General features: G+C 57.8%; 21 protein-coding genes. 6 read left to right on the forward strand and 15 right to left on the reverse strand.

What is annotated here, in order from left to right; genetic code table 11:
* Positions 1 to 12 precede the first annotated feature (12 nt).
* Genes flgH through QMP16_RS13795 form a run of 8 tightly spaced genes read right to left on the reverse strand, consistent with a single transcriptional unit; the run spans position 13 to position 4041 of the window.
* Positions 13 to 744 carry a flagellar basal body L-ring protein FlgH gene (flgH, locus tag QMP16_RS13760; RefSeq protein ID WP_282152841.1) on the reverse strand — a complete coding sequence of 244 codons (732 nt, stop codon included), beginning with the start codon at positions 742 to 744 and terminating at the stop codon, positions 13 to 15.
* Entirely contained in the window at positions 744 to 1160 is a 417-nt protein-coding gene (gene flgA / locus QMP16_RS13765; protein WP_282152842.1) for a flagellar basal body P-ring formation chaperone FlgA, read from the reverse strand. The genes flgH and flgA overlap by 1 nt, the downstream gene beginning before the upstream one ends.
* Positions 1160 to 1945, reverse strand: coding sequence for a flagellar basal-body rod protein FlgG (gene flgG, locus QMP16_RS13770; RefSeq protein ID WP_282152843.1), 786 nt, complete (start codon positions 1943 to 1945; stop codon positions 1160 to 1162). The genes flgA and flgG overlap by 1 nt, the downstream gene beginning before the upstream one ends.
* 21 nt (positions 1946 to 1966) lie before the next feature.
* The gene (locus QMP16_RS13775) at positions 1967 to 2677 is read right to left on the reverse strand and encodes a flagellar hook-basal body complex protein (protein ID WP_282152844.1); all 711 of its coding nucleotides are present in this window, start codon (positions 2675 to 2677) and stop codon (positions 1967 to 1969) included.
* On the reverse strand, positions 2677 to 2949 hold the full coding sequence (locus QMP16_RS13780) for a flagellar biosynthetic protein FliQ (protein ID WP_282152845.1): 273 nt from the start codon (positions 2947 to 2949) through the stop codon (positions 2677 to 2679). Before QMP16_RS13780 ends, QMP16_RS13775 begins: the two co-directional genes overlap by 1 nt.
* Positions 2950 to 2953: 4 nt before the next feature.
* The gene (fliE, locus tag QMP16_RS13785; RefSeq protein WP_282152846.1) at positions 2954 to 3244 is read right to left on the reverse strand and encodes a flagellar hook-basal body complex protein FliE; all 291 of its coding nucleotides are present in this window, start codon (positions 3242 to 3244) and stop codon (positions 2954 to 2956) included.
* An 11-nt stretch (positions 3245 to 3255) separates the two neighbouring features.
* Complete coding sequence (gene flgC, locus QMP16_RS13790; protein ID WP_282152847.1) at positions 3256 to 3642, reverse strand: flagellar basal body rod protein FlgC; 387 nt, start codon at positions 3640 to 3642, stop codon at positions 3256 to 3258.
* Positions 3643 to 3654: 12 nt separating this feature from the next.
* Entirely contained in the window at positions 3655 to 4041 is a 387-nt protein-coding gene (locus tag QMP16_RS13795) for a FlgB family protein (RefSeq protein ID WP_282152848.1), read from the reverse strand.
* 86 nt (positions 4042 to 4127) lie between these two features.
* Here QMP16_RS13795 and QMP16_RS13800 point away from each other — a divergent pair, with 86 nt between their 5' ends.
* The 6 genes from QMP16_RS13800 (at position 4128) to QMP16_RS13825 (ending at position 11368) form a co-directional block, all read left to right on the forward strand.
* Positions 4128 to 5462 (forward strand): FliI/YscN family ATPase, encoded by a 1335-nt coding sequence (locus tag QMP16_RS13800; RefSeq protein WP_282152849.1) that lies wholly within the window; start codon positions 4128 to 4130, stop codon positions 5460 to 5462.
* 87 nt (positions 5463 to 5549) lie between these two features.
* The gene (locus tag QMP16_RS13805; RefSeq protein ID WP_282152850.1) at positions 5550 to 6386 is read left to right on the forward strand and encodes a flagellar motor protein MotB; all 837 of its coding nucleotides are present in this window, start codon (positions 5550 to 5552) and stop codon (positions 6384 to 6386) included.
* A 99-nt stretch (positions 6387 to 6485) separates the two neighbouring features.
* Positions 6486 to 7781 (forward strand): flagellar hook protein FlgE, encoded by a 1296-nt coding sequence (locus QMP16_RS13810; protein ID WP_282152851.1) that lies wholly within the window; start codon positions 6486 to 6488, stop codon positions 7779 to 7781.
* A gap of 34 nt (positions 7782 to 7815) precedes the next feature.
* Complete coding sequence (flgK, locus tag QMP16_RS13815) at positions 7816 to 9267, forward strand: flagellar hook-associated protein FlgK (RefSeq protein WP_282152852.1); 1452 nt, start codon at positions 7816 to 7818, stop codon at positions 9265 to 9267.
* Between the two features lie 2 nt (positions 9268 to 9269).
* Positions 9270 to 10277, forward strand: a complete 1008-nt coding sequence (locus QMP16_RS13820; RefSeq protein WP_282152853.1) for a flagellin — start codon at positions 9270 to 9272, stop codon at positions 10275 to 10277.
* Entirely contained in the window at positions 10274 to 11368 is a 1095-nt protein-coding gene (locus QMP16_RS13825; RefSeq protein ID WP_282152854.1) for a flagellar basal body P-ring protein FlgI, read from the forward strand. Before QMP16_RS13820 ends, QMP16_RS13825 begins: the two co-directional genes overlap by 4 nt.
* 62 nt (positions 11369 to 11430) lie before the next feature.
* On the opposite strand, the gene QMP16_RS13830 is transcribed toward QMP16_RS13825, so the two are convergent.
* The 7 genes from QMP16_RS13830 to QMP16_RS13860 are packed head-to-tail and all read right to left on the reverse strand — an operon-like array spanning position 11431 to position 17925.
* Positions 11431 to 12075 (reverse strand): DUF1523 family protein, encoded by a 645-nt coding sequence (locus tag QMP16_RS13830; RefSeq protein ID WP_282152855.1) that lies wholly within the window; start codon positions 12073 to 12075, stop codon positions 11431 to 11433.
* A gap of 11 nt (positions 12076 to 12086) precedes the next feature.
* The gene (locus QMP16_RS13835; protein ID WP_113789176.1) at positions 12087 to 12353 is read right to left on the reverse strand and encodes a hypothetical protein; all 267 of its coding nucleotides are present in this window, start codon (positions 12351 to 12353) and stop codon (positions 12087 to 12089) included.
* The gene (locus QMP16_RS13840; protein WP_282152856.1) at positions 12354 to 13691 is read right to left on the reverse strand and encodes a DUF6638 family protein; all 1338 of its coding nucleotides are present in this window, start codon (positions 13689 to 13691) and stop codon (positions 12354 to 12356) included.
* Entirely contained in the window at positions 13691 to 14443 is a 753-nt protein-coding gene (locus tag QMP16_RS13845) for a hypothetical protein (RefSeq protein ID WP_282152857.1), read from the reverse strand. The genes QMP16_RS13840 and QMP16_RS13845 overlap by 1 nt, the downstream gene beginning before the upstream one ends.
* Positions 14443 to 16374 carry an AAA family ATPase gene (locus QMP16_RS13850; RefSeq protein ID WP_282152858.1) on the reverse strand — a complete coding sequence of 644 codons (1932 nt, stop codon included), beginning with the start codon at positions 16372 to 16374 and terminating at the stop codon, positions 14443 to 14445. Before QMP16_RS13850 ends, QMP16_RS13845 begins: the two co-directional genes overlap by 1 nt.
* 22 nt (positions 16375 to 16396) lie before the next feature.
* Positions 16397 to 17515, reverse strand: a complete 1119-nt coding sequence (locus QMP16_RS13855) for a hypothetical protein (protein WP_282152859.1) — start codon at positions 17513 to 17515, stop codon at positions 16397 to 16399.
* Positions 17512 to 17925, reverse strand: coding sequence for a hypothetical protein (locus QMP16_RS13860; protein ID WP_282152860.1), 414 nt, complete (start codon positions 17923 to 17925; stop codon positions 17512 to 17514). Before QMP16_RS13860 ends, QMP16_RS13855 begins: the two co-directional genes overlap by 4 nt.
* Between the last annotated feature and the right edge of the window lies 1 nt (position 17926).

Genomic DNA, 17926 nt, shown 5'->3' on the forward strand with positions numbered 1-17926 from the left:
CACTCTCTCCCCTCAGAATGGCAAAATTGAATCCAGGATTTGCTGCCCGTAACGGGGCTGCTGAACGTCAGAGATCTGACCGCGACCACCGTAGGACACACGCGCCGACGCGATCTTGTCGTAGGTAATCTCATTCTGGCGCGAGATATCCTGAGGGCGCACGTAGCCCGCGACCAAAAGTTCACGCAGCTCAAAGTTGACGCGCAATTCCTGCGACCCCGAGATCGAAAGCACCCCGTTTGGTAAAACATCAATCACGGTTGCGGCCACCCGCAGGGTCAGCTTTTCCTTTCGCTTTACTGATCCTTTGCCTTTGCTGGTCGACGAGGAATCGATCGAAACAGCTTCGTCCAGGGATGCGCCGTTTGGCAGGTGCTCAGCCGCGCGTTGTGGCAAGCCAAACAGCCCCGGCACCTCAAGACTTTCCGAGCCGCTACGGGATCGGTTGGTGTCATTCGATATCTCGGCCTTTTCGTCCAACTCGATCACGACCGTCATGATATCCCCTTTCTTGATCGCGCGCTGATCTCCCAGCAGGGACTGCTGGCCACCGCTCCAAAGCGATGATTTGTCAACGTTGCGCGCCGGTTGGGTATGCAAGGGCAAGCCCGGCCAAAGCATCGCCACATGTTCCGGCGACTCATCATTGGGCGTAAAGCTTGGCGGTTTGCCAAGGTGATCAACGCGGCCACAGGCCGACACGGTGAGAACGGCAACCAACAGAGTTTGGGAAAGTGCTGACATCATTTTACCTCGATCTGGCCGTTCGACCGGATACGCCCGGTGACGGTTGTGCGTGACGACAGGTTCATGACCCGGATACGATCCCCGACCCCGCCGCGACCCAATGCGCGACCTTCGGCGGTGATGGACAGGGGGCGGCGGTCAAAAACAAGAACGACAAGATCGTTTCGATCCACAATTGCCGGAGGACCGAAATCGCCCTCACGAATAGGACGCCCGGGGTACAGAGCGACGCGCGCCTCTTGCCCGACCAGAAAGTCCACATTGCTCACCGCGTTTGGAACCATCTGATCCTTGGTTTCCAGGTCAGTGGCTGAAATGATTTCCTTGGCCCGGATGGTGCGTTTCGACACCACAATTTCAGCCATTGCCGGGATCGGAGCCGCCAAGGCCAGAACAAAACTCAGAACCCGCATCACCGCACCTGCGTAGTTGCGCTCATCATCTGATCGACAGCGGATATGACCTTGGCATTCATTTCATATCCTCTTTGTGCCTCGATCAGTTCGGTGACCTCGCGCACCGCATCGACCGAACTGTCCTCAAGATAGCCCTGCCGCAGCATGCCCACCCCATCCTCTCCAGGTGCGCCAACCACAGGCGCGCCCGAAGCTTCGGTTTCCTTGAACAGGTTGCTGCCAATCGCCTCGAGTCCCTTGGCGTTGGAAAAGCTGGCCAGGGTAAACTCTCCCAGCAGTTGCCCCTCTGGCGCGTCGTCGAAATAGGCATAAACCTCGCCCGCGGGGTTGATCGAGATCGACCGTGCATCGTCAGGAATGGTGATTTCGGGTGCGACGGCAAACCCGTCCGAGGTTACCATCAACCCTTCGGCGGATCGTTTCAGGCTGCCATCGCGGGTATAACCGGACTGGCCGTTGGGCAACGTCACCTCCAGGTAACCGCGCCCTTCGATTGCAACATCCAGGTCGCTTCCGGTGGCTGACAGCGCGCCCTGCGACAGCTGCGCGGTCACCGCCGCCGGGCGGACACCCAAGCCTAATTGGATACCAGTAGGAAGCACTGTTCCGTCATTGGCATTGACCGCACCCGCCCGTGCCGTCTGCTGATAGTGCAGATCGGCAAACTCGGCCCGCCGCGCATTGTAGCCCGTGGTGTTCATGTTCGCGAGGTTGTTCGAGATCGTCTCGACCCGCATTTGCTGCGCCGTCATTCCCGTTGCCGCAATTTTCAAAGCTCGCATGTCAAATTCTCCTTGTTCAAATCAGCGCATCAGCGCCTTGAGCGCGCCGCGCACCCGTTCGTCTTCGGTTTCCAGAAAGCTCTGACCCAATTCATAGGCGCGCTGGATTTCGACCATGCGCGAGACCTGCGCGATGGCATTCACATTCGATCCCTCGAGAAAACGGTGAACGACCACCGGCTCTTCGACCGGTTCAATGTCACCCTCGGCTCGGAACTGCGTGCTGCCTTCACGCATCAGCGTTTTAGGATCGGCAACGCGGTAAACCCCGATCTGGCCCAGCAATTGCCCGTCGACACTCAGGGTGCCGTCGCTGCCGACATCTATGGATGCCGCGTCAGGCGGGATAAAAACAGGCGCGCCATTGCTGTCCAGAACGCGGTGCCCATCCATGGTCACCAGATCCCCGTCCGCACTGGACGAGAAAGCACCAGCCCGGGTCAGCCGGTTGCCCGCCGGGGTTTCGACCATAAAGAACCCATCCCCTTCGATGGCAAAGTCGAACTGCCCTCCGGTTTCGGTCAGCACGCCTTGCTTCAGCGAAGTATTACGCACTTCGGCACGGCTCATGGACAGGGATGGATTTCCGGGCATATCGCGTACGAATTCCGAGAACACCAAACCTTGCGCGCGGTAGCCGGTGGTGTTGGCATTGGCGATGTTGTTCGCGACTAGCCGCATTTCGTTCATCAGACCCGATTGCCGAGACAGGGTGACATAGGCGGTATCCATCAGCGACCTCCTGCGATTAAAGGGATGAGTGTTCCTGCGAAGAACGTGACCAGCGTCTGGGTCATGAACCCCATCGAAATCCAGAACACGATGACGATGGCGATCAGTTTGGGCACGAAGGTCAGCGTCATCTCCTGCACCGACGTCAGCGCCTGGAACAGGCCAACGATCAGGCCCGAAACCAGCGCCACCGCCAGGATCGGAACCGAGGTGATGACCGCGACCCAAAGCGCCTGACGCACGATGTCATAGAACACACCTTCGCTGAGCATTGCGTCAGACCGGCATCCGCAGGATTTCCTGATAGGCCTCGACCACCTTGTTGCGCACGATCACAGCCGTTTCCACGGCCAGTTCGGTCTGCGCCAGCGCCTGCACCAAAGCATGCGGGTCGGCCTGTCCTGTCATCGCGGATTGCGACATCTGCTCGGACTGTTTCAGCGTCGCCGCAAAATCCTGAAACCCAGACCGCAGCCCCTGCGCCATTCCGGCATGGTCTGGATCAGCTTGCGTCGCCGGGCGCGCGCCCGCGTAACTCTGGGCCGCATTGATTGCTCGGATATCCATTCTGGTGTCCTTTATTTTCTGAGGAGGTCCATCAGGCTCGACGACATCTGACGTGTCTGATCGAACATCTTGAGGTTGGCTTCGTAACTGCGTTGCGCCTCGCGGGCGTCGGCGATCTCGATCATCAGATCGACGTTCGAGCCGCGAAAATGGCCTGTGTCATCGGCCATCGGATGACTTGGGTCATAGACGCGCGACAGCGCGCGGCGGTCCAGCTTGACCCGCCCTGCCTGCACCATTTCGTTGCCGTTTTTGTTCACAGCCTCAAACGGGACTGTCTTGCGCCGATAACCCGGCGTATCCGCGTTCGAGATGTTTTCGGACACATGGCGCAAACGCGCGGCCTGTGCGCGCAAGGCGCTGGCAGAGGCGGTCAGGGAATGGGAAAAGTCACTCATCCTATGGCCCCCTTATGCCCGGCCGACGCTGCTGCGCAGCATGTTCATTGAAGATTTGTAGATCGCCAGGGCGCGATCATGCTGACGTTTGACCTCAACGCCTTTTAGCATCTCTTCCTCGACGGAAACGCCATTGCCGTTTGGGTCACCCGAAGGGGTGGCTTCAATCTCAGCCCAGGGCTTTGGGCCACCAACACCATTCAGATGTCCCGCCCGCGTGGCAGTCATGGCGACCTCACGACCCGCGCTTTCGAATGCTTTTTGAAAGGCCTCGATATCGCGGGGCTGGTAGCCTGGCGTATCCGCGTTGGCCATGTTTCGTGCAATGACGGATTGCCGTTGCCCGGCATGGGTTGCCATTGCGTACGCGGTTTTAAAGACGTTCAGGTCATAGAACATCGGGGCTTCTCCCTCGATCAATTTCAATCAAGGCTTAACCCCGATTCCTTTAAAAACCGTTTTCAGAAACCGTTGGAGAACCCACGATGTCCGATCTCGACCCGATGCTTTTGAAATGTGAAATCGACCGCCTGACTGCCACACGCCATATGGGCCATGTGGCCAGTGTCGCGCGCGGGGTTATAGAAGTTGAAGGCCTCGCAGCGCATGCGCGGATCGGGGATCATGTGACCTTACGCCGACGCAATGGGCCGGATCTGGCAGGCGAGATATTGCATGTCGAATCGGATCTGATTCACATGCTGCCCGCCACGGCACCGGACGGGGTCTGCCTTGGTGACAGAGTGATTCTGAACCAAACACCAGCCTTTGCACCGGGAATGCACTGGTTGGGACGGGTGGTCGACCCGTTTGGCAATCCATTAGACGGAAAACCCATGCTGTCTGGAGTTCAGGAGCAGGACGTAATGCAAGCCCCTCCACCTGCGGTCGATCGCAAACCTTTGGGTCAACGAATGGAGACTGGTCTTGCGATGCTGAACACTATGCTGCCCATAGTTCAGGGTCAGCGCATTGGACTGTTCGCCGGCTCTGGCGTGGGAAAGTCCACGCTGCTTGCAACGCTGGCGCGGTCGATGCATGCGGATGTGGTTGTCGTCGCGCTGGTCGGTGAGCGTGGGCGCGAAGTGAACGAATTTGTCGAACACGCGTTGGGTGCCGAGGGGATGAAGCGGTCGGTCGTGGTGGCCGCAACGTCTGATCAATCAGCCCTTGCGCGCCGCCGTTGTGCCTGGTCCGCGATGTCGGTGGCGGAATACCTGCGCGATCAGGGCCTGAACGTCCTGTTTCTGGCCGATTCTGTCACCCGTTTTGCCGAAGCGCATCGCGAGATTGCTGTTGCTACAGGTGAACAACCGTCGCTTCGCGGGTTTCCCCCTTCAGTGACCCCATTGATTGCGGGCCTTTGCGAGCGCGCGGGTCCGGGCACCGGTGAGCTGGGCGACATCACGGCCGTGTTCAGTGTTTTGGTCGCAGGATCGGACATGGATGAACCCATAGCCGATATCCTGCGCGGTGTTCTGGACGGCCATATCGTCCTGAACCGCGAGATTGCCGAGCGTGGCCGGTTTCCCGCGATCGACCTCAGCCGCTCTGTCTCGCGCAGCTTGCCCGGTGCGGCCACAGAGGAAGAAAACCAGTTGATCTCGCAAGCCCGCCGACTGGTTGGCAGCTATGAACAGTCCGAGGTGATGATCAAAGCCGGGCTCTATTCCGAGGGCGCCGATCCGCTGTTGGATCAGGCCGTGCGCGTGCATGATGATCTGGACGCCTTTTTCGCCAAGCCCGAAACGGATGGAATCAAAAACAGCTTTGATCGCCTGCAACTGATCCTGCGCCGCGCCGGAGCCGCCTTGGTGTAGCAGCGATATCGCGACAGTTTTAAACGTTAAGCCCGCCTTAAGACCTGCACTGCTACCCCGGTAGCGGGTGATAAAAAGGTGGTGGAGATGGGTGCGCAATCCAATGCGGCGCCAATCATCATCAAGAAGAAACGTGTGTCCGGTGGCGAAGGTCACCACGGTGGCGCGTGGAAAGTCGCATATGCCGACTTTGTCACGGCCATGATGGCGTTCTTCATGTTGATGTGGCTGTTGAATGCAACGACGGAAAAACAACGCAAAGGGCTGGCGGATTACTTTTCGCCAACAATACCGGTGAATCCGGTGTCAGGCGGCGGTGACGGCGCCTTTGGCGGCAACAATATGTTCTCTGAAAAGACCATGGTGATGGATGGTTCGGGCGCCAGCCAGAAAAGCCCCACGGTTGCCCGGCAGGCACGCGGTTCCGTCGGCGTGAAAACAGAAGGTGGTAATGAGACCGCCGAGGATTTTTCGACACTCGAAGCCGAGTTTCTGGGGCGCACGGGCGAAAGTCTGGTTTCGGACAAGGTCCGGAAACATATCGTCACGCGCGTCACTGACGAAGGTTTGGTGGTCGAACTGTTCGATACCGAGGATCAGCCGCTGTTCGAATCGGGTACCGACAAGCCAACCGCCATGATGCGCGCACTCGCGTTGCTGGTGGCGCGATCTTCGGACCTGGTGCAAAACTCCATTGCTGTCGAGGGACATGTGCGTGCCTCGCCGGTCGTTCTGGCGCAAAATCCGGCCTGGGATTTGTCGACGACCCGCGCTCAAACCGTGCGTCAGATGTTGCAGGGCAAGGGTCTGGCCGCCGAAAGGCTGGATCGGGTCACGGGGCACGCAGACCGCGAGTTGACGGCCAAAAACCCGATGGCGGTCCGCAACAACAGGATCGAGATCATTTTTCTGCGCACGCCTTAGAATTCAAAAGGATAGAACGCATTTTACCTGTTAGCGTGCTGTTAAGGGCCAGTACGTTAGCTGTTGCATCACGTTTTGACGCAACAGAAGGGCGTGCCAATGACAATTTCCTCTTCGCTGAATGCCGGTGTGGCCGCTTTGAAGGCCAACGCGAACCGACTGGCGACCATCTCTGACAACATCGCCAATTCGTCCACCTTTGGCTACAAACGGGTCGAGACCGACTTTCACTCGATGGTCACGTCCGGTCAGGGGGGAAGCTATTCGGCAGGCGGTGTCAGAACCACAAGTCAGCGCATGATCGACCAGCGTGGATCGCTGGTCACAACGAACAATTCAACGGACTTGGCAGTGCGCGGCCGTGGCCTTCTGCCGGTGCGGCCCAGCTCTCAGGTGGCGTCAAACTCGAATGAGATGCTTCTGACCACAACCGGCTCGTTCCGCACCAATGAGCAGGGTCATCTGGTAACGCAATCGGGGCTTGTTTTGTTGGGTTGGCCCGCTGGCCCGGACGGATCGATCCCCAATGTGCCAAGGGATACACCAGCTGCGCTGGAACCCGTCAAACTCAGCGTCAATCAATTGACCGGCTCGCCGACCACAAGCATGAACCTGCGCATGAACCTTCCTGCCACGGCGACGGATGCCGGCGCACCGGGTGACGCACAGCCTTTGTCGGTCGAGTATTTTGATAATCTCGGCAAATCAGAGTCCGTAAACATTGAACTGGTCCCGACCGTGCCTGGAACAGGTTCCAGCAATGAATGGACGATGACGCTGCGCGATACCGCATCTGGCGGTGCGGTGATCGGAGAGTACCGCCTGACCTTCACCGACAGCCGAACCGCAGGCGGCACGCTTGCCAGCGTGACCACCATATCGGGTGGTGCTTACGATCCGGCAAATGGCAGTTTTGTGGTAAACGTAGATGGTGGGCCGATGGAGATCAATATCGGTCAGATCGGCGACAAAAATGGGATTACGCAGCTGTCTGATACGTTTGCCCCGGTGTCGATCACACGCGACGGTGCCCCGGTTGCAACAATGACCGGCGTAAAGGTGGATGAAAACGGATATGTCTACGCGCAATACGACAGCGGTGTCAGCCGGCGCGTGTACCAGATACCGCTTGTCGATGTTCCCAATCCCAATGGGTTAACGGCGCTGGACAACCAGACTTACGCCCCCTCCCGCGATAGTGGAACGTTCTTCCTGTGGAACGCGGGCGATGGGCCGACCGGCGATCTGGTATCCTTTGCGCGTGAGGAATCCACGACCGATGTCGCAACTGAACTGACCTCAATGATCCAGACGCAGCGGGCATTTTCTTCTAGCGCCAAGGTGATCCAAACAGTCGACGAGATGCTTCAGGAAACGACAAACATCAAACGTTGATGCAGGGCTTTGAGCTAGAGAAAGGACCTGTCCGATGAACATGACGACAGCATTGAACAACGCGTTGGGCGGTCTGACCGCCGCAAGCCGCGGGGCCGCAGTTGTCTCGGGCAACATCGCCAACGCCCTGACACCGGGCTATGTGCGTCGCTCGCTGGAATTGGCGACAAGTCCGATCTCAGGCAACGGCGTGCGCACCGTCGGTGTGACGCGCCATCAGGACCCGGCCTTGGTCGCCAACCGGCGCGATTCCGACGCAAATCTTGCCGGTGCAAGCGCAATCTCAGAGTTCTACACCCGTTTTGAAAAGGCCGTTGGTTCGGTTGATGACCCCAAATCCTTCGCCTCTCGGTTGACTGATTTTGAAAACAGCATGACAACGGCCGCCAGCCTGCCCGATTCCAAAGTACGGCTAGATCAGGCGGCCCGCGCCGCACGGGATTTGGCGGACAGCCTTAACGCGGCATCCGAAGGTCTACGTCAGTCGCGGTCGGATGCGGACAGGACCATCGGCAAGCAGGTCGACCGCCTGAACCAGTCATTGCAGGATATCGAAAGCCTGAACAACAAGATCCCAAGCGTCAAGAACTCTGGCGGCGATATCAACGCCTTGCTGGATCAGCGCCAACTGCTGATCGATCAGGTAAACGAACTGATGCCGGTCAATGTTGTAGCGCGGGATAACCACCGTGTATCGTTATTTTCAGACGGCGGCCTGATCCTTTTAGAGGGGCAGGCAGCGGAATTCAGTTTTACGACAACCGGCGAAACCAAGCCGCACATGACAATTGCCAACAGCCTTTTGTCCGGGCTTGAAATTAACGGGCAGCCTGTGCGTACCGGCGGCAATAGTGCGCAGCTTAGGGGCGGGGCCCTGGCGGCTCAGTTCGAGATTCGCGATGAACTGGCGGTTGAGGCTCAAGTACACCTGGACACCGCCGCCCAAGACCTGATCGAACGGTTCGAGACCGCCGGTCTTGATCCGACCGTCGCGGCAACTGATCCCGGCGTGTTCACCGATGATGGCAATCGCTACGACGCAACTGCGGCAAACGGATTGGCTTCGCGCATACGCTTGAACGCGGCGGTGGACCCCGATGCTGGTGGTGACAGCTGGAAATTGCGGACAGGCCTCGGCGCCGCCACTCCGGGGGATCCGGGCGATGCAACGCAGCTGAGGGCCTTTGGAGCAGTCCTGAACGATGCCCGCCCCGTTGCCGGGGGGCTCTATGGCACCGGCAACATGCGGGCTGCGGAGATTGCCGAGGCGCTGCTGTCTAAGGCCGGAGCAAACGCCCATGCCGCTGAGGGGCGCATGACATTCGCCAAGCACTCGCAACTGGAAATGACCAAGATCGAAGCCGAACGCGGCGTGGATACTGACACCGAACTGCAAAATCTGATGCAGATCGAAAAGACATATGCCGCGAATGCGCGGCTCATCTCGACCTTGGATGAGATGATGGACACTCTGCTGAGGTTATGACGATGAATTTGACATCCATAGGTGATCTGGCGCGCGGATTGACGCTGAGAACCCGGTCGACCGAGATCAAAAATCAGATCGAAACACTGTCCTACGAATTGTCATCCGGACGGGTTCAGGACTTGCCTGGCCATCTGGACGGTGATTACTCTCATCTGCTGGATCTGGATCGCAGCCTATCCAGACTGGATGCGTTCAAAGTATCGACCGCCGAAGCCGGGTTGTTCACGGATGCGATGCAGCTGAGCCTGAACACAGTTGCCGGCGCTGTTGAGGGGATTACCGCCTCACTTCTGTCCTTTGGCACCTCAAATCAGGCGGTGACCCACGAAAACGCATCGGCTCAGGCCAGAAACGAACTGGACGCAATCGTATCTGCGTTGAACACCCGCGTCGGAGGGCGCAGCCTTTACTCGGGCACCGCAACGGATGTCTCTCCGCTTCCGTCCTCTGACACGCTGATCACCGCGCTAGAGGCCGAGTTGACGGGCGCAGCTACTGTCGCGGACATCCGGCAGAGGGCAGAGGATTGGTTCAACGATCCTACCGGGTTCGATGCGGTAATTTATCAGGGATCCGGCACAAAACTGGCCCCCATGCAGATATCCGAGAATGAAAGCGTTTCAATTCCTGTGACAGCGACGGATCCGGCCATCAAAGCTGCACTTCGCGACATCGCGGTCGCAGCCGTCGTCGCGGACAGCGGATTGAATGTCCCGACGCAACAAAGAACGGCCTTGTTCAAACAATTGGGCGTCGATCTGGTCAACGCCAAGGATCAGTTGGTGAGGCTGCGCGCCGATGTCGGCGCGACCGAGGCCCGAATCGAACAGGCGCAAACGCGAAATAATGCGGCGCGGACTAGCCTGCAAAGCAGCCGAAGCACATTGATCGCGGCGGATCCCTATGAAACCGCCGCTCAGTTGCAAGCCGTGCAGTTCCAACTGGAAAGCCTGTATTCGGTCACCGTTCGCAACGCGAACCTGTCGTTGGTGAATTTCCTGAGATGAGAGTTCTTGTTTTTCTTCTGATGTTGCTTCCTGGCCTGGCCTCCGCCGGCGCGATCCGACTGAAAGATCTGGTGGACTTCGACGGAGTCCGCGGAAACGATCTGGTTGGTTACGGCCTGGTTGTGGGGCTGAATGGAACCGGTGACGGGCTCAGGAATTCGCCCTTTACCGAAGAGATCATGTCCAACATTCTCGAAAGGTTGGGCGTCAACGTCAACGGCGAGGATTTCCGCCCCAAAAACGTGGCCGCTGTTCTAGTGACTGCAAGCCTGCCGCCTTTTTCGCGCGTTGGGGGGCAGATCGACGTGACGGTCTCTGCCATCGGAGATTCCAAAAGTCTGCTGGGCGGTACGCTGATCATGACGCCATTGAACGCTGCTGACGGGCAGATTTACGCTGTTGCGCAAGGCACCGTTTTGGCAGGCGGCGTGTCGGCTGAGGGAGAGGCCGCCTCGGTTGTGCAGGGCGTTCCCACTTCCGGCGTGATCCCCTCCGGAGCAAGGGTGGAACGTGAAATCGATTTCGAACTATCGGCGCTTACCCAGATGCGCCTTGCTTTGCGAGAGCCTGATTTTACTACGGCAGGCAGGATCGAGCTTGCCATCAATACCGAGTTCAACAGCGCAGTGGCCATCATGCGCGATTCCGGGACGGTTGAGCTGAACATCGCGGCAACGCAGGCAATTTCGACCGCCCACGCGCTTGGGCGGATCGAGAACATTCTGGTCGAACCCGAAACCAAGGCCCGCGTCGTGGTCGATCAGCGTTCGGGCACGATTGTGATGGGGCAGGAAGTGCGGATATCCCGCGTGGCGGTCTCGCAGGGCAACCTTACGCTCACAGTCGAAGAGGCGCCGATTGCGGTTCAACCCAACCCCTTCGCGCGCGGCGAGACCGTTGTGGTGCCCAGAACAATCGCCGGAATAGAAGAAGAGGAAGGCACCGGACTGGCTGAAATACCCGAAGCGGCAACCCTTTCCGAAGTCGTGGCAGGTCTGAACGCGCTTGGGGTGTCGCCCCGAGACATGATCGACATTCTGAAGACGATCAAAGCCGCCGGAGCGCTTCACGCCGAATTTATCGTACGCTGAGGAACTCAGATCAGCAGGTCACTGCCAAGACTGGCGGAGGGGCCAAACGGCCCCTCCAAAACTTATTTGGATTTCCAACTGTTCAGCCACTTTCGGAACCTGCTGCCCTGCTCTTCTATGGCGTCGCCGGCGGCATAAAGGCCATCTTCCATATTCTCGATCACTGGATCGACCCGCGCCTCACGAAACCGACGCCAGCGAACCCAAAGGGCCCAAACAATCGCGAAGAAAACGGTCAGGAAAATGATATTGAACCAGGGAATAATCCGAACGTCAGGACTGTCGACTGCCCAGATCTTCACTGCATTCGGGAAAATCGACAGGAACTCACTGCGCCAGCCGTAATGGCGCACGACAACCCAACGTGGCGCCTCGGTCGTCGATTTCTGGTCCGCCGCTTCGGCTTGCAGGTTCGAGGAATTCAGCTTGAAATAGGGCGGCCAGCCCCAGCCCGTGTCTTCGTTCCGATACACCATGACCTTGCCGTTGGTCTTGCGGGTCTGAATGAAAAACACATCGCGGTTTGGCGTTGTCGCATCACTGCCGACGTCATGAACCGACCAGAAGATGCTGTTCTCACCGGGGTCGATCCGTTTCTCATAGGTATCCGAAATCCGAACCACATCGTGCTGCGGAAGGGTGTAGTTCAACACCGCCGCAATCGTGCCCCAGAACAGGATGATGATAGCCCATTTGACGTAACGCATCAGCGAAACCCTCACATGAAGTTCGTAACATAAATCAGGATTGCGATCAGGCCCAGCGGCACCACGTAAATCCCAAGGATCAGTTTACGGCGAAACGATCCGTCGTATTTTTTTAGCCCGCGCTGGACAAAGGCATCGCGGTCGCCGGTCATTCCCTTTTTCTCCCAATGGGCGATCAGTTTGCCACGTCGCACCCGGCGAGAATAGATTGATACGCCCACATAAATGACCGTCAGAACGACCAGCAACGGGATCAAAAAGCGCAGTGCGACGAACATTTAACTTCTCCCTACTGCGCCCCAAGGGCCGACGCGTGCGATGATGTCTTCGCTGACCCGGTCATCGCCGCTCATATCCGGTTCGTGGCCGAATAGTGCGGCCCGGGCGCCAGCCTTATCCACCTGATACTCGCGCGCAAGGAAGTCGGCAACATAGGCTTTCTTGGCCTCGGGCCAAGTCGCATAGGTGCGGTAGAACAGTTCCTTATGGCAAATGAACACCTGACGCGGGTCCAACGGGGCCAGTTCCGCCAGCAACATGTTCACCAGATCGCGGTTCGGTGTGTTGGTTGCGCGCAGCGTATAGAAATAGGCCGGGTGATCTGACGTGATGCGCGGCCACGGCCCGCCATCCTTTGCCCAGCGCAACAGCTGCGCCAAACCGTGATAAGCCTCGGGCAGACGATCCGAATGGTTTCTCGCCAGCCGTCGCATGTCACCGCGATCCAACCCTGTCAGGTCAACGCCTGCATCGGCAGCGGCATCCACGGTCAGGAAGTCCATTTTCTGCTGCAGGATTGCGGCGGAATTGACACCGCGCGCCTCGATGATCGTTTCGACCAAGCCGTTTAGCCCGAGGAACTTGGCAATCTGGTTCCGCTGCGACGGTTCAAAAACGTATTTGATCGGCATATCGTCGGGCTTTTCGCCCATGTAGATCGCCGCCGGATGATCCAGATCCGGAAACAGGTACAGTCCGCCAAAATGCGCTGTCCAGAAGTTGCGCTGTTCGAAGGCGGTATGGCGCAGGCGGACGGGATTGCGGGTGACGTCGCCGGTTTCCTTGGCCGTTTCGATCATCTTGGCGATCAGCACATCGTTGAACCAGGCGTCCTCTTCGGTTTTGAACTGCTCGACCATACCCGCCAGTTGCTGTGCCTTGCGCAGTGTGCCGCCTGCGGTGTCAGCCTCAACCTCGATCTTGCGCAGGTTCAGCAGATCGCGCGGGGTGGTGAGTTTGATGACCGAGTTCACCAGCTCGCCAGCCACCGCATCGGTGGCGGTCAGGGCAAACAGCTGCGCCTCGTTCATCTCGATGAATTCGCGCAGAATGTCGCGCGAGGTTGAGAATTTGACGTTCAGCAGAGGCGCGCGTTTCTGTTCGGTCGTCAGCAGTATGAACTGCCGGTTGACTCCGTTGGGGTTGAGGTAGAGCTCATCCTCCAACTCAATCCCCACCTCCGGCGAATAGCCCGAGATATCGACATGGAAATCCGTCAGCGCCGTGGTCTTGGCCGCCAGATGCTGCAGCGCGCGGTTATACCGCTCGACTAAGGCCGGGCTGGAGATGTGGATGAGGTTACCAAACATCAGGCCTTTTTCGATGAGGCGGATCATTATTCGCCCTCGCAATCGGACGCGAAAATAGCGTGGAAATGCATCATACAGGCGGCGATACCTAATCGCCTAAGTTTTAATTTTTGTGCTGTAGAGAGGCGATCTTGCCGGTTCCAAAGGTCGTCAAACAAGTTTTCCAAGGGGCCAATAAGAACACCATTATCATTTGCATTGTCCGCTACCTTCCTTTTTCTGGCGTCTAACAGTGTTTTAGCCAAAGTACGGCAGGCATCTTCTAAGTATTCATCTCGCGTCTTTTTCCCGAAACTCGGTCGCATAAACTTAGTGTTCGTATCGCCCTGAGACCCCCAATATACGACCGAAGGTCCCTCAAGAAATACGGTGTAAAGATTGTTAAGGATTTCTTCCGAGTATTTGTCTTCCTGTTGCGATTTTAAGTCATCGACTTGCGCTACAATCAGCGAGCTTTGTTTCACGAGCAAGTCAACTTGGGCAGCTTGTGAATCTGCCATCTTTTTGAACTCTACTCTCTGCTCCCGAAGTTCGCGGGCCTGCAGAAGTGCAGCTACGACAACCCACACAAAAGCAAGACTTCCAGCCAGTCCAGCCAAAGTATCGCCCAACTCGTTCGGCGTAGCCTGCCTCAGGTAATTCCATTTTGAATCAAAATACAGGTCGTTGGCGCTCACAGGCAAAAGCAGAGACCAAGTAAAGACACCGAAAATGATCAGGGTGAATACTAAACCAGAAATGAAGGGCCAGTCATGCAAGATAACAGTCTTTTTTTGCATCACCCCTTAGTCTCCAAATACCGCCGCTTGGCTTCTTCCATCCGACCCATCTCGCGGACGGCGTTCTCGATGGCGACCTCGTCGCTTTTGTCGGCATAGCGAAACTCGCTGTCGGCGTAGCGGTTGATTTCCTGCATCACCATTTCCACCGTGATCGGCTGGCGCAGGTCCTCGATCATCGCTTTCTTGGTGTCGTAGTCGCGGAACAGGAACAGGTCGGGATTCTCCATCCATTCGTCGGGCAGTTCGAAATCCATCGCGCGGACCTTGACGGCATCGGTGATGTTCTTGATCGCGCGGCCGGTAAAGCGCTCATCCGCCTGCTGGATCGCCTTGAGATAGGTGCCCATCTTGGCAATCGTATCCATCTGGCCGATATCGCCGGAGACCCGGTCATAGACCTGCAGCAGAGCCTCTTCGTGCGGGCGGGAATGACTTTCGAAACTGGCAGCGACAGCCTTTTTGATTTCCTGCGCGGCATAGGCATCGTGTTCGCCCAGCGGGATGTCGTGGTTACGACCCATCAGCAGGTGCAGAATGTCGATGTAATCCTCACGCGTTTGCGGCCCGTCCACCAGGAACCGCGCGCCGGCCCGCTGGCGCAGCGCGTCGTCCACATTCTCGGGGTAGTTCGAGAACATGCCAAAGGTGCAGTTGCCGCGCACGACGGTGTTGGCACCCGCAAAGCTCTCCATCAGCACGGCGGTGATTTCCAACTGCCCGGCCGAGGATTGCCGGTCACCGCGTTTGCCCGCCAATTGGTCGATGTCGTCGATGGTGCCGAAGCCGATAACCGAGGGGTCGACGATCGTGTTGATAAACGCCTTGGCGTTCTGGCCGGATTTGCCCTGATAGCTGTCGATATTATCGGTACTCAGGTTCTGATAGCGGAACGGATAACCCGCGTTCTGGCAATAATCGTTGATCAGCCCGGCCATCATCTGGATCAGAGTGGTCTTGCCGGTGCCCGGTTTGCCATCCCCCATAAAGGTAAAGATGAACCCGCCGAGTTCCGCGAACGGGTTCAGGCGGCGATCGAAGTCATAGGCCATGACCATCTTGGCCAGCTTCATCGCCTGATATTTGGCGATATGGTTGCCGACCACCTCGTTCGGTTTCTTGAACGTCATGGTCAGGGTGGTGGATTTGGCCTTGGAGGCCGGTTCGAACCCCCGGATCGTCAGATCATCAGCCTCGATGTGCCATGCGGCGTTCTGGAACGGGGCCAGATGGCCTGCTGACTGCGCGCGCAGCGCGGCCTTTTCCATCAGTTGCTCGGCATAGGCGCTGGTGGCGGCAATCAGGTGGGCATCGTCGGGGGCATGTTTGGCGAGGGTCTGGTCCAGCTCCCACAGGGCGCCATGCAGGGCAAGTTGGCCGTTATCGGTCAAAACCTCTTCGATCTCACCGATATCGGCGGTGGTTTCACCCAAATGCGAGGACATCAAGTATGCCAGTGCATTGCCAAACGTGTGCGAGGTGATCAGAGCCTCCGCCGTCAGCAGTTCCGAGAATTCGGTCTTGCGCGCGGCGGGCAAGTCTCCAGCAAGATTCGCGCGTTTCAGATCGGCCAGCGAGGTCTGTTCCGCATAGGCCTCACCCACAGCCAGAGCGATGGCAATGGCGCGGCGGATGGCCTGCTGCGTGGTCGCCTGAGGCGGCGAGACCAGTGTATCGCCATCATCTGAGGCCTCGATCCGTTCGACCAGATGCACTCCGGCTGCGCGCACGGTTCGGCGTGTCACCAGCCCCGGTGTCGTGGAGCGGAACCGCCGTCCAGTGGAAACACCCGGAGACCGTTCGGTCGCCACCTCAACCGCTTTGGCTATCCGCGGCGCGTGTTCAAACCCGTTCAGCAAGGCGGTCGCCGCTGGATAGTGTTTGCGAATGTCGTCTTCGCGTAATTCCATTTGATCTGACGTCAAACTCATTTGAAAATAGCCTTTGTTGTCTTCAATATCTCAGCACCTGCCCGCTCTTGCTGACCACGAATTTGCGCACATCACCAAATCCCGGCGGATTGCGCTCGGCCAGCACCTGAAACGGGCGTTGGGGCAAGATGATCGACCGTTGGGTGCGCGTGGCCCCGGTTTCGGCCCCTTGCCCGCCGAACGGGTCCAGCGCGAAGACCTCGCGCTCGACGGTGGAAAACCACCCGGCACGTTCTTCGATCACCTCTTCGCTTTCCAGCTCTTCGGTGGTCCAGGCCAGTGCCCAGTCCTGACCTTGCGGTGCCTGTGCGTCCTCAAGCACTTGCCGCAACGGGCCGGTTTGCTCGGTATAGGCTGAGGAATACATCGGACCCACGTGGATGCGGCGCAGGTGTTTGGGGTGCAGGTCGTCGAAATCCTGATCGAAGCCTTTGGCAATGGTCACCAGTTTCAGACCGCCCAAGCTTTGCGCCATCAGATGCGACTGAACTTCGGGCCAGCGGCGCTGGTCCTTGGGCAGAGCGGTTTTGCCGCTGTCCTCAAGTTGCATCAGGTAGATGACCGGAAGGTTGATCTGGCTGTCATAGACCGCCCAGTGGATCATGAACTTGCGCCGCTCGCCCTCATTTCCGATCCAGTGACATTCCGGATCATTGCGGGCCCAGAACAGCTGACCCTTCAGCAATTCCTCGTAGTAGAGCCTTTGGGACAGCGCGAATTGCAGCTTGGTCGGGATGTCCTGATCGCCAATGATGGTCCGCACCATGTCGGTTTTCAGGTCGTCTTCGGACGGCATATTCGCCAGATGCACCTGCGCCTGCTGCGCGTCATTGGCCATGGTCAACAACTCAGCCGCCACCGGAAACCCGCTGTCGCGCTTGTCCATCGCAAGGCTGCCAAAAAAACGCCCCGTATCGCGCCCGACCAGCAGGTATTTCATGCTGAGCGCCCGGAACGTGTAGAGCAGCCCCGAGAGGTAGCGCGACACGATCCGCACCTCTTGTTTCGAGATCGCGCCCTCAGCCTCCATCGTCGCGGCCACGCGCAACAGGTGGACGGTGATCACCTCAAATTTGCGGAAATAGCGCCGTGAGGCGAAGGTGTCGGTCAGGCCGACATGGTCTTGGGTGGGGTTTGTCATCGCCGAGTTCGATTACGCTCCACTTGAACTTTTGCTGTTTCAAACAGCTGAACGAAAGTCAAAAGACTGACACCAAGTGCGCCCATCCAAAGCAAGCCCCACCCTGTACTCAATATCAGGAACAGAACCAAAAGACAGACTTCCAGCCAGCGATGCCTAAGGATTTGTAACCAAACGTCTTTGGTACGAATTGCTTCGAATAATGTCATGTGATGAAGCTCGTCCTCTGGTGTACCTATTGCAGGGGGCATCAGTCTTGCGCCAATAATATAGACAGCAACCGCAATCCAAATAACCACCACAAACAGCAACTTATTGTCGGTGTTATTGCCCTGCCACGTCAGGAAAACCAAAACGCCGAAGGTAACTAAGGCAAGTACGGTTTTCCACTTTGTGCGAAACCAGTTCACT

This window comes from Ruegeria atlantica (assembly GCF_947495585.1).
Classification (GTDB): Bacteria; Pseudomonadota; Alphaproteobacteria; order Rhodobacterales; family Rhodobacteraceae; genus Ruegeria; species Ruegeria atlantica_G.

Excerpts from the sequence above, each read along its gene's own strand:
- flgH (WP_282152841.1), bottom strand. The coding sequence starts at position 744 with ATGTCAGCACTTTCCCAAACTCTGTTGGTTGCCGTTCTCACCGTGTCG.
- flgA (WP_282152842.1), bottom strand. The coding sequence starts at position 1,160 with ATGCGGGTTCTGAGTTTTGTTCTGGCCTTGGCGGCTCCGATCCCGGCA.
- flgG (WP_282152843.1), bottom strand. The coding sequence starts at position 1,945 with ATGCGAGCTTTGAAAATTGCGGCAACGGGAATGACGGCGCAGCAAATG.
- QMP16_RS13775 (WP_282152844.1), bottom strand. The coding sequence starts at position 2,677 with ATGGATACCGCCTATGTCACCCTGTCTCGGCAATCGGGTCTGATGAAC.
- QMP16_RS13780 (WP_282152845.1), bottom strand. The coding sequence starts at position 2,949 with ATGCTCAGCGAAGGTGTGTTCTATGACATCGTGCGTCAGGCGCTTTGG.
- fliE (WP_282152846.1), bottom strand. The coding sequence starts at position 3,244 with ATGGATATCCGAGCAATCAATGCGGCCCAGAGTTACGCGGGCGCGCGC.
- flgC (WP_282152847.1), bottom strand. The coding sequence starts at position 3,642 with ATGAGTGACTTTTCCCATTCCCTGACCGCCTCTGCCAGCGCCTTGCGC.
- QMP16_RS13795 (WP_282152848.1), bottom strand. The coding sequence starts at position 4,041 with ATGTTCTATGACCTGAACGTCTTTAAAACCGCGTACGCAATGGCAACC.
- QMP16_RS13800 (WP_282152849.1), top strand. The coding sequence starts at position 4,128 with ATGTCCGATCTCGACCCGATGCTTTTGAAATGTGAAATCGACCGCCTG.
- QMP16_RS13805 (WP_282152850.1), top strand. The coding sequence starts at position 5,550 with ATGGGTGCGCAATCCAATGCGGCGCCAATCATCATCAAGAAGAAACGT.
- QMP16_RS13810 (WP_282152851.1), top strand. The coding sequence starts at position 6,486 with ATGACAATTTCCTCTTCGCTGAATGCCGGTGTGGCCGCTTTGAAGGCC.
- flgK (WP_282152852.1), top strand. The coding sequence starts at position 7,816 with ATGAACATGACGACAGCATTGAACAACGCGTTGGGCGGTCTGACCGCC.
- QMP16_RS13820 (WP_282152853.1), top strand. The coding sequence starts at position 9,270 with ATGAATTTGACATCCATAGGTGATCTGGCGCGCGGATTGACGCTGAGA.
- QMP16_RS13825 (WP_282152854.1), top strand. The coding sequence starts at position 10,274 with ATGAGAGTTCTTGTTTTTCTTCTGATGTTGCTTCCTGGCCTGGCCTCC.
- QMP16_RS13830 (WP_282152855.1), bottom strand. The coding sequence starts at position 12,075 with ATGCGTTACGTCAAATGGGCTATCATCATCCTGTTCTGGGGCACGATT.
- QMP16_RS13835 (WP_113789176.1), bottom strand. The coding sequence starts at position 12,353 with ATGTTCGTCGCACTGCGCTTTTTGATCCCGTTGCTGGTCGTTCTGACG.
- QMP16_RS13840 (WP_282152856.1), bottom strand. The coding sequence starts at position 13,691 with ATGATCCGCCTCATCGAAAAAGGCCTGATGTTTGGTAACCTCATCCAC.
- QMP16_RS13845 (WP_282152857.1), bottom strand. The coding sequence starts at position 14,443 with ATGCAAAAAAAGACTGTTATCTTGCATGACTGGCCCTTCATTTCTGGT.
- QMP16_RS13850 (WP_282152858.1), bottom strand. The coding sequence starts at position 16,374 with ATGAGTTTGACGTCAGATCAAATGGAATTACGCGAAGACGACATTCGC.
- QMP16_RS13855 (WP_282152859.1), bottom strand. The coding sequence starts at position 17,515 with ATGACAAACCCCACCCAAGACCATGTCGGCCTGACCGACACCTTCGCC.